The organism is Kitasatospora sp. NPDC048286 (assembly GCF_043201735.1).
In the GTDB taxonomy this organism is placed as follows: domain Bacteria; phylum Actinomycetota; class Actinomycetes; order Streptomycetales; family Streptomycetaceae; genus Kitasatospora.
In genome coordinates this window covers 19378-34383 of sequence record NZ_JBICZE010000027.1, presented here as the reverse complement: position 1 = coordinate 34383, position 15006 = coordinate 19378, and the positions used below count along the sequence as shown (strand labels likewise).

The window sequence follows — 15006 nt, the reverse complement described above, 5'->3', positions numbered from 1 at the left end:
CCGGAGCACCGCCCGGACGCGGACGGTCGCCACCCTGACCGCCCTGACGGCGCTCGCCGGGACGGCCCATGCCGGTGGCGCTACCCGAGGTGAACGGGTTGTTGCCCGGACGCGGACCGGCCGGACGCGGGCCCGGACGGGCACCGCCGGCGGCCTGGCCACTCGGGCGCGGGGCCTGGGTGGACGGACGCGGGGCGTCGCCGGCCGGAGCCGGCGAGGAGAACTCGGCCGCGGGCGCGGCCGGGGCCGCCGGAGCGGCGGGACGCGCGGCCGGGCGCGGGCCCGGAGTCGGCGCGCCCGGCTTCGGGGCGGCGGGGGCGGCCGGCGCGGAAGGCGCGGCGGCAGCCGGGGTCGGACGGGGACCAGGGGCCGCGCCAGGGCGCGGACCCGGAGTCGGAGCCCCCGGCTTCGGGGCACCCGAGCCGGCGGCGGGGGAGGGCGCCGCGGTCTTCCGCGGGCCCGGCTTGGCAGCGGAACCACCACCGGTGGGGGCCACACCAAGCGCGTCAGTCAGCTTGCGTACGACCGGCGCCTCGATCGTCGAGGACGCCGAACGGACGAACTCACCGAGCTCGGTGAGCTTGGCCATGACGGCCTTGCTCTCCAAGCCAAGTTCCTTGGCGAGTTCATAAACCCGGACCTTAGCCACTTCACTCCTGTCTATGAGTCCGGGGGTCTCGTCCGCCGGACTGTCGCTACTTCATGGGCGTACCCATCGCGTACTCATCGCGTACTCATCGAGTGCTCATCGCAATCTCGACCTACTTCCACATCGCGAGGTACCTGACTGGTGGCACGACGCGCGGCTGCCCGCGTGCCGTGCTTGTTGCGGTGGTTCTCCGCCGCGCGAGCGGCAGCCGTCGCGGGAGGCGGTCCTGCTACGAGGCTTCGCCCGCCCGCTCCCCGATGAACCCGCGGAGCCGCTCCGTGTCGAGCGCTCCCTGGAGCCGGAAGGCCCGGGGGAACGCCCGACGGCGGACCGCGAGGTCGAGGCAGGCCGGATCGGGGTGCACGTGAGCGCCCCGGCCCGGGAGTGCGCCACGGGGATCAGGGACGCACTCGCCCTCGACCGCCGTGACACGCAACAGCTGGTGCTTGGCCGCGCGCTTGCGGCAGCCCACGCAGGTGCGTTCCGGGCGTGCTCGGACGTGCGTCCGGCCAGACGAAGGCAAGTCTACCCCTCCGGAGCGACATGGCGCCGCCCCGCCGATCCTGGAGGACGGCGGGCTCGGCAACGACAACACTGACTACCGGGCCTGCGATTCCTCGGACTGGCCCTCGGTGTCCGGGCGGATGTCGATCCGCCAGCCGGTCAGGCGCGCGGCCAGGCGGGCGTTCTGCCCCTCCTTGCCGATCGCCAGCGACAGCTGGTAGTCCGGCACGATCACCCGGGCGGAGCGCTGGGCGGCGTCCACGATCTCCACGCTGGTCACCCGCGCGGGCGACAGGGCGGCTGCCACCATCTCCCGGGGGTCCTCCGACCAGTCGACGATGTCGATCTTCTCGCCGTGCAGCTCACCCATCACCGCGCGCACCCGGGAGCCCATCGGGCCGATGCAGGCGCCCTTGGCGTTCAGGCCCTGGCGGCGCGACCAGACCGCGATCTTGGTCCGGTGGCCGGCCTCGCGGGCGATCGCCGCGATCTCCACGCTGCCGTCCGCGATCTCCGGGACCTCCAGCGCGAACAGCTTCTTCACCAGGCTGGGGTGGGTGCGCGACAGCGTCACCGAAGCCCCGCGCACGCCCCGGCGAACGGCCACCACGTAGCACTTCAGCCGGGTGCCGTGCCGGTAGTCCTCGCCCGGGACCTGCTCCTGCGGGGGCAGGATGGCCTCCAGCTTGCCGATGTCGACCAGCACGTTCTTCGGGTCGTTGCCCTGCTGGACGACACCGGTGACGATGTCGCCCTCCTTGCCCGCGTACTCACCGAAGGTCTGGTCGTCCGCGGCGTCGCGCAGGCGCTGCATCATCACCTGGATGCCGATGCTGGACGCGATCCGGCCGAAGCCGTTCGGGGTGTCGTCGAACTCCTTCGGCTCGACGCCCTCCTCCAGCTCCGCCGGGTCCTCCATGGCCCACACGGTGACATGGCCGCTCTCGCGGTCCAGGCGCACCCGGGCCCGGCGGCGCGAGCCCTCGGTGCGGTGGTACGCGGTGAGGAGGGCGGACTCGATGGACTCGACCAGCAGGTCGAAGGGGATGTTCTTCTCGTTGACCAGCGTGCGCAGGGCACTCATGTCGATGTCCACGGCTACGCCTCCTCGTCTTTCGTCACGTTCGTCATGGTCGTACGGCACCCGGGGGTCACTCGGCGCCGTCCTCCCCCTCGTCGAAGTCCGCGGCCTCGTCCAGGAGCTTCTCGTCGTCCTTGCGGTTGAACTCGACCTGGACCCGGGCGCGGGCCACCTCGGCGTACGCCAGACGGCGCTCCTTCGGGCGGCCACGGCCCTTCACCGGCTGCACCTCGACCAGTGCACCGTCCTCGTCGGCCTCCAGCACCCGGGCGACGATCTCCCCGCCGTCCACCAGGTGGATCTTGGCCAGCCGACCCTCGGCGCGCTGCCAGTGCCGGGGCAGGGCCAGCGGACGCTCCGCACCCGGCGAGCCGACCTCCAGCAGGTACGCGTCGTCCCCCATCAGGTCCGACTCGTCCAGGGCCTCGCCGACCACCCGGCTGAACTCGGCGATGGCGTCCATGTCCACGCCGCCATCGGTGTCGACGTCGATCTGGACCTGCCGGCGGCTGCCCGCCCTGGTGACCCTGACGTCCTCCAGATCCAGTCCGGCCTGCTCGGCCAGCGGCTCCAGCAACGCTCGCAGCCGGTCGGTGTGGGTGGTGCTCATCCGGGTGGACTCCTCGGCCGCGTCTGCTGTTGTCAGAAGGTCGCCCCGCGCCCCCGGTGTCACGCACCGGATCACGGCAGCTCGGCCCAAAGCCTATCCGGTCAAGCCCCCAACCACCGATTCCGGACCTCCGCCGACCGCGCGCACGCCACCCACTGCGAGCAAGCTCACACCCGGCACGGCATCCCCGAACCGGGCCCGGGAACGTGGGGATTCTGTAATCATTCACGCCAACGAGGGCAGGCGGGGAGGCCGTCCTCCCGTACCCGCCCGGAGTGATCCCGATGCATCCGCCCAGCCGACGGACCTTCCTGGCCCTCGGACTGCTCACCACCCTCACCGCCTGCACCGCCGACCCCGGCGGCCGCCCGGCCGGCCCCACCCCGACCAGCGACCCGGACACCCCCGCCCGCCTCCGGGCGATCGCCGACACCGACCTCCTGCTCGGCGCCTACGACAACCTGCTCACCGTCCCCGGCGCCCAGACCGCCCTGCTCCAACCCCTGCGCGACGACACCGTCCAGCACCGCGCCGCGCTCGTCCAGGGCCTGCCGGCCGCGACCCCCTCCCCCACCAGCACCCCGTACCGCTCCCTGCCCACGCTCCCCGAGCTGGCCCTCATGGAGCACCGAACCGCCGAGTCCCACCTCTACGGCTTCGACGAGGTCAGCCCGGACCTCGCCCGGCTGCTCGCCTCCGTCTCCGCCTCCAACGCCCTGCACGCCGCGGCCCTCGGCGACCAGACCCCCGTCAACACCCCGGCCGGCCAGGCCCGCGCCGAACGCGCCGCCGACCCCGTCCCGGCCTTCCAGGCCGCGCTCAGCGCCGAACACGCCGCCGTCTACGGCTACGGCGTGGTCGGCGCCCACCTCCCCGACGACCCCCAGCGCACCGACGCCCGCACCACCCTCGCCGCCCACCAGGCCGAACGCGACGCCTGGCAGCGCCTCCTCACCGCCGCCACCGCCGCTCCCACCCCGGCCGCCGGCGGCTACCAGCTCCCCTTCCCCGTCACCTCCCCCGCCGAGGCCACCAGGCTCGCCGTCCACCTGGAGACCCGCCTCACCGCCACCTACGCCGACCTGGTCACCACCCTCCCCGCCCTCCACCGCCCGCTCGCCGCCACCGCCCTGCGCGAGACCGCCCTGCGCGCCCGCCGCTGGGGCGCCCCACCCACGGCCTTCCCCGGCATCCCCGCCATCTGACGCGGCGGGCACGCGGGGCAAGGGCCCGCACGTCCGCCACCCCGAACCCTCCCGAAAGCCCCACACCGGCCCCCAAACCCCGACAATGGACCCATGTCGGGAGCCGAACCCACCATCACCGTCCCCAGCTGGCTGACGAACTCCGTCACCGCCACCCACGGCGAGACCGGCCGCCAATGGCTGGCCACCCTCCCCGCCAGGGCCGCCGCCCACCTCGCCGCCTGGGACCTCACCCTGGAACGGACCCTCGACCCCGGCGGCAGCCTCAGCCTCATCGCGTACGTCCACCGCGACGACCTCTCCCCCGCCGTCCTCAAGGTCGGCCTCCCCACCGCCGAGACCGCCCACGAGCACACCGCCCTGAGCCACTGGGCCGGCCGCGGAGCCGTCCTCCTCCTGGACGCCGCCCCCACCGAGGGCGCCCTCCTGCTCGAACGCCTCCACGGCGAGATCCCGCTGCGCTCCCTCGCCGAGCCCAAGGCCATGCTGGAGGCCACCAGCCTGCTGCACCGCCTCTGGACGGAGCTCCCCGAGGGCCACCCCTTCCCCGCCCCCGCCCAACGGATCGCCACCACCGCCCGCCTGGCGGAACTCCCCCACGCCGCCGACGAGGCGCGGCAGCTGATCGCCGAGGCCCTGGACACCGCCCGGGCCCTGGCCGACTCCGCCGACGAGTCCTTCCTCCTGCACGGCGACTTCCACCACGGCAACGTCCTGGCCGCCGACCGCGCCCCCTGGCTGGCCATCGACCCGCGCCCGCTGGCCGGCGAACGCGCCTTCGACCTGGCCCGCCTCGCCCTGGACCGCGCCGACACCCTGTTCGGCTCCCCCGGCGCCCCCGCCGCCGTCCGCCGCCGGCTGGGCCGACTCTCCGAAGCCCTCGAGGTCGACCAGGACCGCCTCCGCGGCTGGACCCTCTTCCGCGCCGTCGACCTCGCCCTCCGCGCCCTCGCCGCGGACCGCCGCGAGGACGCCGAGCTCTACCTCGAGTTCGCCAACACCCTCTGACCCGACGGCCGTTGAGGGCTCTAAGCCCCGAGTGCCCCGACCTCGGCCCCGCGCAGGGGCAGCCGAGCCCCCATCACCGCGTACAGCCGCTCCGTCGCCGGGAACTGCACCGCCCGCGCCAGGTCCCGGTACCCCAGCGCCCGGTACAGCCGCCGCGCCGGCGTCTCCGCGTCGATCGCCGAGAGGATGCTCCGCTCCAACCCCGACCCCTCGCACAGCATCCGGATGAGCCGCGAGCCGATCCCCTGCCCCTGGAACTCCGGCAGCACGTGCAACTCGGTGATGGCGAAGACCCCGTCCAGCCAGTCCCCGTGCCCCCGGGCGGTCAGGTAGGGCTCGATCACCGTGCTCCACCAGTGCTCCCGCTGGTTGGGCATCCCGTACCCGAACCCGACCAGCCGCCCCCCGCTCATCGCCCCGAGCGCGATCACCCCCGGCTGCAGGGCGTGCCGCCCCACGATGTGCAGCCGTACCGCGACCTCCTCGGGCGTCAGCCCGAACGCCACCGCCTGGACCTCCAGCGCCTGCGGCGCCCAGGCCGCAAGGTCGATGGCCTCGATCGTCACCCCGGTCAGCTGATCCATGCTCCGGACGTTACTACCAGCGGCCCCGCGGCGCGGCCGAAGATCCCAACAGCACCCCGCCCGGAACCTCGCGACCCACCCCACGGCCCGCCGCGGGCCCCTCAGAACAGCACGCTCATGAACGCCCCGACCTCGCGGAACCCCACCCGCCGGTACGCCGCCCGGGCCCGCAGGTTGAAGTCGTTGACGTACAGCGACGCCACCGGAGCCACCTCCCGCAGCGCGACGTCCAGGACCGCGGCCATCCCCGTCTCGGAGAGCCCCCGCCCCCGGTGCTCCGGAGCGACCCAGACCCCCTGGATCTGACAGGCCCCCTCCGTCACCGCCCCGATCTCCGCCTTGAAGACGACCTGCCCGTCCTCCCCGAAGCGCGCGAACGACCGTCCGGTGGACACGAGTTCGGCCACCCGGGCCTGGTAGAGGAGCCCCCCGTCCCCCGCCAGCGGCGACACCCCCACCTCCTCGGTGAACATCGCCACGCACGCCGGCATCAAGGTCTCGACCTCGTTGCGCCGCACCCTGCGCACCAGCGGATCCGGCGCGATCTCCGCCGACGGCACCGCGGTCGCCAACAGCGGCTGGTGCGCCCGCACTTCCCGGGCCGGCCCCCAACTACGCTCCAGCAGCGCCCAGAAGGCCGCCGTGGCCGCCGCCGGCCCGACGATCGAGGAGCAGCGCCGCCCCTGCCGGCGGGCGCGCTCCGCGAAGGCCGCGACCGCCTCGGACCCGGCGTTGATCAGGACCAGGTTCGCCCCGGCGTAGCAGAGCGCGTCCAGCACGCCCTGCCCGTCGTACCAGCCCCACAACTCCCCGCCGAGCCGCCACGGATCCAGCCCGACGGCCTCGACCCTGGTCGCGACGAAGGCGTTGGCGACCGGGTCGCGGTGGAGGATCTCCAGGGCGTCCGGGAGGTCCGGCGGCTCCAGCACGCGGGTGGTGGCCAGGGCCCGGGCGGCCTGGAAGGAGCTCGGGAGCATCACACCTCGATCGAGCATCGAGACAGCACCTCACTGAGACGACTCTGGCCGCACCCTATCCGTGGCCCCACCCGGCTACGGCCGCGGGGCCGTCCGCGAACGGACGGCCCCGCTTCCGGTAAACACCGCACGGGCGCTCCCGCGCGGTCAGGACTGCCGACAACCCACGGCTGTCGGGACGAACGACGAACCACGAACGGCGAACCGCGCGGGGTTCACTCCCCGGCGACCACCGTCGGCGCCCCCGCCTCGACGCCCGCCGCCTGCATCTGCTCGGCGAGCTTGAGCGCCTCCTCGATCAGGGTCTCGACGATCTTCGACTCCGGAACGGTCTTGATGACCTCGCCCTTGACGAAGATCTGCCCCTTGCCGTTGCCGGAGGCGACCCCGAGGTCGGCCTCGCGCGCCTCGCCCGGGCCGTTCACGACGCAGCCCATGACGGCCACCCGCAGCGGCACCTCCATGCCCTCCAGCCCGGCGGTGACCTCCTCCGCGAGCTTGTAGACGTCCACCTGGGCGCGGCCGCAGGACGGGCAGGAGACGATCTCCAGGCCGCGCTCGCGCAGCCCGAGCGACTCCAGGATCTGGTTGCCGACCTTGATCTCCTCGGCCGGCGGCGCGGAGAGCGAGACCCGGATGGTGTCGCCGATGCCCTCGGCCAGCAGCGCGCCGAAGGCGACCGCCGACTTGATGGTGCCCTGGAAGGCCGGGCCGGCCTCGGTCACGCCGAGGTGCAGCGGGTAGTCGCAGGCGGCGGCGAGCTGGCGGTAGGCGTTGATCATCACGACCGGGTCGTTGTGCTTGACCGAGATCTTGATGTCGCGGAAGTCGTGCTCCTCGAACAGCGAGCACTCCCAGAGCGCCGACTCGACCAGCGCCTCCGGGGTGGCCCGGCCGTACTTCTCCATCAGGCGCTTGTCCAGCGAGCCGGCGTTGACGCCGATCCGGATCGGGACGCCCGCGTCCTTGGCGGCCTTGGCGATCTCGCCGACCTTGTCGTCGAAGGCCTTGATGTTGCCCGGGTTCACGCGCACCGCCGCGCAGCCGGCGTCGATCGCCGCGAAGACGTACTTCGGCTGGAAGTGGATGTCCGCGATGACCGGGATCTGCGACTTCTTGGCGATGATCGGCAGCGCGTCGGCGTCGTCCTGCGAGGGCACGGCGACCCGGACGATCTGACAGCCGGACGCGGTGAGCTGGGCGATCTGCTGGAGCGTGGCGTTGATGTCCGACGTCACGGTGGTGGTCATCGACTGCACCGAGACCGGGGCGTCGCCGCCGACCGGCACGTTGCCGACCATGATCTGCCGAGAGTGACGGCGCTTGGCCAGCGGCTTGAGCGGCAGGGACGGAATACCGAGCGAGATCGCGGTCATGTGCGCAGGGTTCCCCGGGGTTGAGGTGTGGTCGACCGCCCGGCCGTGACACGGCCGAGGCCGGGCGCGCTGACGATCGCGCACCCGGCCTCCACGGTACGGCACCGCCATGGCGCCCAGCACACCCGTGGTACCCGAACGCCCTAACTGATCTTCACCGGGTTCACCAGGTCGGCGACCATCACCAGCAGGGTGAAACCGATGAAGATGCTGGCCACCACGTACGCCACCGGCATCAGCTTGGCGACGTCGAAGGGGCCCGGGTCGGGCCGCCTGAACAGTTGTGCGAAGCGGCGCCGCACGGCCTCCCAGGCCGCGCCGGCGATGTGCCCACCGTCCAGCGGGAGCAGCGGCAGCATGTTGAAGAGGAAGAGCGACAGGTTGATGCCGGCCAGCAGGTTCACGAAGATCGCGATCTTCTGGGTGGCCGACTCGTGCAGGGAGAACACCTCGCCGCTGACCCGGGCGGCGCCGACCATCCCGATCGGCGAGTCCGGGTCGCGCGGGGTGTCCCCGACGACCGCGTTCCACAGCCCGGGGATCTTGCCGGGCAGCGCGAGCAGCGACTTCACCCCGTTCTCGGCCATGCCGTACATCCGGTCGACCGACTGCCCGAATCCCAGCTGGACCACACCGCTCGCCGGAGTGAATCCGAGGAACCCTGCCTGGACGGTCTGGCCCTTGAGCGGGACGCCGTTGCCGTCGTACTTCTGGACGTCGTTGACCGCGATGGCCGGGTTGAGGGTGATCTGCTCCCCGTCCCGCTCGACCACGACCGGCACGGTCCGGCCGGCCGACCGGCGGATGTCCGCCTGGAGCTGCTCGTAGCTGCCGATCCGGTCGCCGTCGAAGGAGAGGATCCTGTCGCCCGCCTTCAGCCCGGCCTGGGCGGCCGGGGTCTGCGGGGCACCCTCCGGGCAGGTGTCCCTGGGCTGACCCACCTTGACCAGGCACTTCTCGACGGAGCTGACCGTCGGCACGCTCATGTTGACGCCGAAGCCCATCATGACGGTCAGGAAGAGCCCGAACGCCAGGATCAGGTTCATGAACGGCCCGGCGAACATGACGATCATGCGCTTCCACGGCTTGCGGGTGTAGAAGAGCCGGTCCTCGTCACCCTCCTGGATCTCCTCGTAGGAGGCCTCGCGGGCGTCCTCGATCATGGTGCGCCAGGGCGAGCTGCTGCGCTTGGTGATCCGGCCGTCCTCGCCCGGCGGGAACATCCCGATCATCCGGATGTACCCGCCGAACGGGATCGCCTTGATGCCGTACTCGGTCTCGCCCTTCCGGCGCGACCAGAGGGTCGGGCCGAAGCCGACCATGTACTGGGGCACCCGGATGCCGAACAGCTTGGCCGTGGAGAGGTGGCCGAGTTCGTGCCAGGCGATCGAGACGAGCAGCCCGATGACGAAGACCAGGATGCCGACCACCGTCAAAACCGTTGCCACCGCTGGTCCTCCGTCATGCCGCTCCGCTCATCGTTTCGTCCTACTGCAATCGGGGTCGTCAGCCGACCGTCAGCCGGCCGCCAGCTCGCGGGCCCGGGCACGCGCCCAGTCCTCCGCGTGCAGGACGTCCTCCACCGTCAGGGAAGTTCCCGCCGCCGAACCGCCGTCCCGCCGACCGTGCTCGGCCACGACCTTGGCAACAGTGTCCACGATTCCGGTGAAAGCGAGGCGACCCTTCAGGAACGCCTCCACGCACTCCTCGTTGGCCGCGTTGAACACCGCCGGGTTGGTGCCGCCCAGGGTGCCCACCTCACGGGCCAGCTCGACCGCCGGGAAGGCCTCGTCGTCCAGCGGGAAGAACTCCCACGTGGCGGCCTTGGTCCAGTCGCAGGCGGGGGCGGCGTCCGGCACCCGGTCCGGCCAGCCCAGGCCCAGTGCGATCGGCATCCGCATGTCCGGCGGGCTGGCCTGGGCGAGGGTCGAACCGTCGGTGAACTCCACCATCGAGTGCACCACCGACTGGGGGTGGACCACGACCTCGATCCGGTCGAACGGCACGTCGTACAGCAGGTGCGCCTCGATCACCTCCAGGCCCTTGTTCACCAGGGTGGCCGAGTTGATCGTGACGACCGGGCCCATCGCCCAGGTCGGGTGGGCCAGCGCGTCCTGCGGGGTCACGCCGGCCAGCTGGTCACGGGTGCGGTTGCGGAACGGGCCGCCGCTGGCGGTGACCACCAGCTTGCGCACCTCGGCCCGGGTGCCGCCGGCCAGCGCCTGGAACAGCGCGGCGTGCTCGGAGTCCACCGGCACGATCTGGCCCGGCTTCGCCACCGCCTTCACCAGCGGACCGCCGACGATCAGCGACTCCTTGTTGGCCAGCACCAGCACCCGGCCCGCCCGCAGCGCGGCCAGCGTCGGCCGCAGGCCGATCGAACCGGTGATGCCGTTCAGCACCGAGTGGCACTCCAGGGCGGCCAGCTCCGTCGCCGCGTCCGGGCCCACCAGCACGGTCGGCAGCGGACGGCCCGCCGCCTTCGCGGCCAGCGCCTCGCGCAGCGCCGGCTCGGCCGCCGGATCGGCCACCGCCACGGTGTGCACGCCCAGCCGCACCGCCTGCTCGGCGAGCAGCTCCACCCGGCCGCCGGCCGCCGACAGGGCGACCACCCGGAAGCGGTCCGGGTTGCGGAGCACCACGTCGATGGCCTGGGTGCCGATCGAACCGGTGGAGCCCAGGATCACCAGCTCCCGGGGGCCGGAGGGGTCCGCCACGGTGGGCGTGAAGCGCAGCTGCGGGTGGGCGAGCGAAGTCATGCGCCCATTGTGTCCTGTCCGCGGCACCGTCCCCGACCTCCGCGGGGTTCCCCGGACTTCCGCGGAGCGCCCCTGGTCCTTCCCCGCCCTTGACGGACTTTCCCGGGATTCCCCGGGCCACCGCGCCCGGTCCGGGCTACCGTCGGAGCCATGCGTACCGTCATCGCCGGGGGCCACGGACAGATCGCGCTCCGGCTGGAACGGCTGCTCGCCGCGCGCGGCGAGCGCCCCGCCGGGATCATCCGCCGTCCCGAACAGGCCCAGGACCTCGTCGACGCCGGTGCCGAGCCGCTGCTGCTCGACCTGGAGGCCGCCACCGCCCCGCAGCTCGCCGGGCTGCTGACCGGGGCCGACGCGGTGGTCTTCGCCGCCGGCGCCGGACCGGGCAGCGGCGCCGCCCGCAAGAACACCGTCGACCGGGACGCCGCCGTGCTGCTCGCCGACGCCGCCGAACTCGCCGGGGTCCGCCGGTACGTGATGGTCTCGACGATGGCCGCCGACGCCGGGGCGCACCACCCCGACGAGGTCTTCGAGGCCTACCTGCGGGCCAAGGGCGCCGCCGACGACACCGTCCGCTCCCGCACCGCGCTGGACTGGACGGTGCTGCGCCCCGGGCGGCTCACCGACGGCCCCGGCACCGGCCTGGTCCGGCTTGCCCCCTCGGTCGACCGCGGCACGGTGGACCGGGCCGACGTGGCCACCGTCCTGGCCGCCCTGCTGCACGAACCCGGCACCGCCGGACTGACCCTGGAACTGGTCGCCGGGAACGCCACCGTCGAGGACGCGGTCGCCGTGGCCGCCGGGCACGACGGCTGAACCCTCCGGGCGCGAACGCGAGGAGGGCCCGGTTCGGCCGAACCGGGCCCTCCTCCACGACACCGCTACGGCGCCGTCACGGGCTCTCTCAGAGGTCGAGGCCGCTCAGGACCATGACCTTCTCGACCGTGTAGTCGTCCATCGCGTACTTGACGCCCTCGCGGCCGACACCGGAGTCCTTGACACCGCCGTACGGCATCTGGTCGGCACGGTAGGACGGCGCGTCACCGATGATCACACCGCCGACCTGCAGCTCCCGGTGGGCGCGGAAGGCGGTCTGGAGGTCGTGGGTGAACACGCCCGCCTGGAGGCCGAACGCGGAGTCGTTGACGGCCGCGAAGGCCTCGTCCACGCCGTCCACCCTGTGCAGCGACAGCACCGGGCCGAACACCTCGGCCTTGGCCAGGATGGCGTCCTCGGGCAGCTCGGCCAGCACGGTCGGGGCGTAGGTCGCACCCTCGCGGGTACCGCCGGTGAGGACCTTGGCGCCCTTCGCGACCGCGTCCTCGACCCAGGACTCGACGCGCTTCGCGGCGTTCTCGTCGATCAGCGGGCCGACGTCGGTCGCGTCGTCGCTCGGGTCACCGGTGACCTGCGCCCTGACCTTGGCGACGACCTTCTCCACCAGCGCGTCGTACACCGACGCGTCGGCGATCACCCGCTGCACCGAGATGCAGGACTGGCCGCCCTGGTAGTTGGCGAACATCGCGATCCGGGTGGCCGCCCAGTCCAGGTCGGCCTCCGAGGACCAGTCGGCGAGGACCACGGCCGCGGCGTTGCCGCCGAGCTCCAGGGTGCAGTGCTTGCGCGGCACCGAGTCCATGATCTGGTAGCCGACCTTGTCCGAACCGGTGAAGGAGATCACCGGCAGGCGCTCGTCCTGCACCAGGGCCGGCATCCGGTCGTTCGGCACGGTCAGGATCGACCAGGAACCGGCCGGCAGGTCGGTCTCGGCCAGGATCTCGCCCAGCACCATCGCCGACAGCGGGGTCGACGGAGCCGGCTTCAGGATGATCGGGGCGCCGACCGCGATCGCCGGGGCGACCTTGTGGGCGACCAGGTTCAGCGGGAAGTTGAACGGGGCGATCCCGAGCACCACACCGCGCGGAAAACGGCGCACCAGCGCGAAACGGCCCACGCCGCCCGGGTCGGTGTCCAGCCGCATGGTCTCGCCGTTGGTGCGGCGCGCCTCCTCGGCGGCCCAGCGGAAGACCGACACCGCGCGGCCGATCTCACCGCGGGCCCACTTGATCGGCTTGCCGTTCTCGGCGCTGACCAGCTGGGCCAGCTCCTCGGTGCGCTCGGTCAGCCGCTTGGCCACGTGGTCCAGGGCGGCGGCACGCTGGTGCGCCGGGGTGGCGGCGAACACCGGCAGAGCGGCGACGGCGGCGTCCAGCGCCTCGTCGACCTGCGCCTCGGTCGGGATGCTCACCTTGCCGACCAGACGGCCGTCCCAGCTGTTGTGCACCTCGAAGTCGGCGTCACCGCTCGCCCGGCGGCCGGCGAGCCAGAAATCGTACGTGGTGGTCACCGTGGTACCGGCCCTCTCCTCGTCTGTCCTACGGCCCACGGACGTGGGACCCGGATTTGAGGGTAGGCGGGGCGGCACGCCGACCGGATTGGCCGACTAGGAGCGTTCGCCCCCGGGGCCACTCCACCACGTCCTACCGGAGCGCGGCCGCCGGCCCGCACTCCCCGCGTCTCACTCCCCGCGTCTCACTCCTCGCCGGAACGGAGCGCCAACCACAGCTCCATCCGCACGTCCGTGTCGTCCAGCGACCGGCCCAGCAACTCCTCGACCCGGCGCATCCGGTAGCGCAGCGTGTGCCGGTGCACCCCCAGGTCCGCCGCCGCCGCGTCCCACTGGCCGTGCCGGGACAACCACGCCCGCAGCGAGGCCACCAGGTCCCCGCGCGCCGTCCGGTCGTGCTCCCGCAGCGGCCGCAACAGCCCCTCCGCGAAGGCCGTCACCGCGTCCTCACCGAGCAGCGGCAACAACGACCCCGCACCGACCTCCTCATGGTCCACCGACCGGCGGCCGCCACGCAGCGCCACCGCCAGCGCCCGCTCGGCCTGCGCGTGCGCCGTCCCGGCCTCCTCCAACGCGGCCGGCGCCGAAACGCCCAGCGACAGGCCCTCGTGCTCCTCCACCGCCCCCAGACAGGCCCGGTGCACCGCGCCGTTGTCCAACGCCAGCACCATCAGCCGCGGCCCGTGCGCACCGTCCTCCCTCGCCACCAGCAGCTTCTCGCCCACCCGGGCACCCGCCTGCTCGGCCCGGTCGCCCAGCTCCCCCAGCGCCTCCGCGGCATCCGTGCCCGCAGGCCCGGCCCCGGCCACCAGAACCCGTATCGTCCCCTCCGGCAGCCCCCCGAACAGCCCCACCGCCACCTGGCGGGCCGTCGCCACCTCACCGGCCAGCACCATCCGCAGCAGCGCCGCGCCCATCCGCTCCTCCGCCTGCCGCAGCTCCCGCGAGCGCTCCAGGGTGAGGGTCAGCAGCGCCACCGCCGCGTTCAGCACGTACCGCTCGGTCGGCGTGATCCGGTCCTCGGTCCCCACCGCCAGGAAACCCCGGGCCCGCCGGTCCGCCCCCAGCGACTGGACCACCACGTAGTCCTCGTCCGCCGTGTCTATCCCCGGCGCCCGCCCCTGCAAAGCCGCACTCGACGGCGCCGGCCGCCGACGCAGCCGGTCCACCTCCGCCGCCAGCCGCCCCGCCCGGCGCGCCGCCCAGTCCGGAGCCACCACCGACAGCGCACCCGACCCGTCGTACAGCGCCGCCCAGCCCCCCAGCCGGGCCGCCAGCCGGCGCACCACCGCCGTCGTGCCGTCCTTGCCGAGCGCCGCCCTCGTCAGCTCCTCCTGCGCCTCGAAGCTGGTCGTCACCGCCTCGTACTGTTCCGCGGCCAGCGCCGCCGACACCACCTTGCTGATCGCGATGAACGGCGTCGGCTCCGGCACCCGCAGCAACGGCAGCCCGCGCTGCGCCGCCGCGTCCACCAGCGGCTGCGGCACCTCCGTGTGCGACAACCCCACCCCGAGCCCCAGCCCGACCACCCCCGCGTCGGCCAGCCGGTGCACGTACGCCTGCAGCTGCGCCGCCGTACGGCCCAGCTTGATACCGGTGGTGAGCAGCAGCTCGCCACCCTCCAGGAACGGCGTCGGGTCGTCCAGCTCACTGGTGTGCACCCAGCGGACCGGCCGCTCCAGGTGATCCGCACCGGCGAGGACCGTCAGATGGAGCGACGTGTTGCGGACGACGGAGGCGAGTGTGGGGGGCATGGCACCTTCGGGGGATCGACCTGACCGCGCCGTTGCGGCCGGGCGAGGAGAGGGACGTGGGACTGGTGAGGGTCTCTCCCCTTCATTATGGACGCCCCGGACAACCCGCACTGCCGAATCCACCTCGAAGGCGACTTCCCCACCGCCCCGCC

14 protein-coding genes are annotated in these 15006 nt (G+C 73.2%); 3 read left to right on the top strand and 11 right to left on the bottom strand.

The window, feature by feature from the left end; translation table 11 throughout:
- The 4 genes from ACGF13_RS38740 to rimP all read right to left on the bottom strand — a co-directional run.
- Window positions 1-649 (bottom strand): translation initiation factor IF-2 N-terminal domain-containing protein (locus ACGF13_RS38740; RefSeq protein WP_392884256.1); only part of this gene is annotated, 649 nt, incomplete at its 3' end.
- A gap of 229 nt (window positions 650-878) precedes the next feature.
- Window positions 879-1172 (bottom strand): YlxR family protein, encoded by a 294-nt coding sequence (locus ACGF13_RS38735; RefSeq protein WP_392884220.1) that lies wholly within the window; start codon window positions 1170-1172, stop codon window positions 879-881.
- A 75-nt stretch (window positions 1173-1247) separates the two neighbouring features.
- Complete coding sequence (gene nusA, locus ACGF13_RS38730; RefSeq protein WP_392884219.1) at window positions 1248-2249, bottom strand: transcription termination factor NusA; 1002 nt, start codon at window positions 2247-2249, stop codon at window positions 1248-1250.
- 55 nt (window positions 2250-2304) lie between these two features.
- Window positions 2305-2844, bottom strand: a complete 540-nt coding sequence (gene rimP / locus ACGF13_RS38725; RefSeq protein WP_392884218.1) for a ribosome maturation factor RimP — start codon at window positions 2842-2844, stop codon at window positions 2305-2307.
- A gap of 284 nt (window positions 2845-3128) precedes the next feature.
- Between rimP and ACGF13_RS38720 the strand changes: the two genes are divergently transcribed.
- Window positions 3129-4049 (top strand): ferritin-like domain-containing protein, encoded by a 921-nt coding sequence (locus ACGF13_RS38720; protein ID WP_392884217.1) that lies wholly within the window; start codon window positions 3129-3131, stop codon window positions 4047-4049.
- A 93-nt stretch (window positions 4050-4142) separates the two neighbouring features.
- Entirely contained in the window at window positions 4143-5057 is a 915-nt protein-coding gene (locus ACGF13_RS38715; RefSeq protein ID WP_392884216.1) for an aminoglycoside phosphotransferase family protein, read from the top strand.
- Between the two features lie 20 nt (window positions 5058-5077).
- Here ACGF13_RS38715 and ACGF13_RS38710 read toward each other — a convergent pair whose 3' ends face one another.
- The 5 genes from ACGF13_RS38710 to dxr all read right to left on the bottom strand — a co-directional run bounded on the left by ACGF13_RS38710 (window position 5078) and on the right by dxr (window position 10753).
- Window positions 5078-5641: a GNAT family N-acetyltransferase gene (locus ACGF13_RS38710; RefSeq protein WP_392884215.1), complete on the bottom strand. Its 564-nt coding sequence runs from the start codon at window positions 5639-5641 to the stop codon at window positions 5078-5080.
- Window positions 5642-5742: 101 nt separating this feature from the next.
- Window positions 5743-6618 carry a GNAT family N-acetyltransferase gene (locus ACGF13_RS38705; protein WP_392884254.1) on the bottom strand — a complete coding sequence of 292 codons (876 nt, stop codon included), beginning with the start codon at window positions 6616-6618 and terminating at the stop codon, window positions 5743-5745.
- 215 nt (window positions 6619-6833) lie between these two features.
- Window positions 6834-7994, bottom strand: coding sequence for a flavodoxin-dependent (E)-4-hydroxy-3-methylbut-2-enyl-diphosphate synthase (gene ispG / locus ACGF13_RS38700; RefSeq protein WP_392884214.1), 1161 nt, complete (start codon window positions 7992-7994; stop codon window positions 6834-6836).
- Window positions 7995-8137: 143 nt separating this feature from the next.
- Entirely contained in the window at window positions 8138-9442 is a 1305-nt protein-coding gene (locus ACGF13_RS38695) for a M50 family metallopeptidase (protein ID WP_392884212.1), read from the bottom strand.
- Between the two features lie 69 nt (window positions 9443-9511).
- A complete protein-coding gene (gene dxr / locus ACGF13_RS38690) occupies window positions 9512-10753 on the bottom strand; it encodes a 1-deoxy-D-xylulose-5-phosphate reductoisomerase (RefSeq protein ID WP_392884211.1) in 1242 nt (413 codons plus the stop codon).
- Window positions 10754-10903: 150 nt separating this feature from the next.
- On the opposite strand from dxr, the gene ACGF13_RS38685 reads away from it, so the two are divergent.
- Window positions 10904-11569 (top strand): NAD(P)H-binding protein, encoded by a 666-nt coding sequence (locus ACGF13_RS38685; RefSeq protein ID WP_392884210.1) that lies wholly within the window; start codon window positions 10904-10906, stop codon window positions 11567-11569.
- Window positions 11570-11657: 88 nt separating this feature from the next.
- Here ACGF13_RS38685 and ACGF13_RS38680 read toward each other — a convergent pair whose 3' ends face one another.
- The gene (locus tag ACGF13_RS38680) at window positions 11658-13100 is read right to left on the bottom strand and encodes an aldehyde dehydrogenase family protein (RefSeq protein WP_392884208.1); all 1443 of its coding nucleotides are present in this window, start codon (window positions 13098-13100) and stop codon (window positions 11658-11660) included.
- A gap of 185 nt (window positions 13101-13285) precedes the next feature.
- The gene (locus tag ACGF13_RS38675; protein ID WP_392884207.1) at window positions 13286-14854 is read right to left on the bottom strand and encodes a PucR family transcriptional regulator; all 1569 of its coding nucleotides are present in this window, start codon (window positions 14852-14854) and stop codon (window positions 13286-13288) included.
- Window positions 14855-15006: the final 152 nt, after the last annotated feature.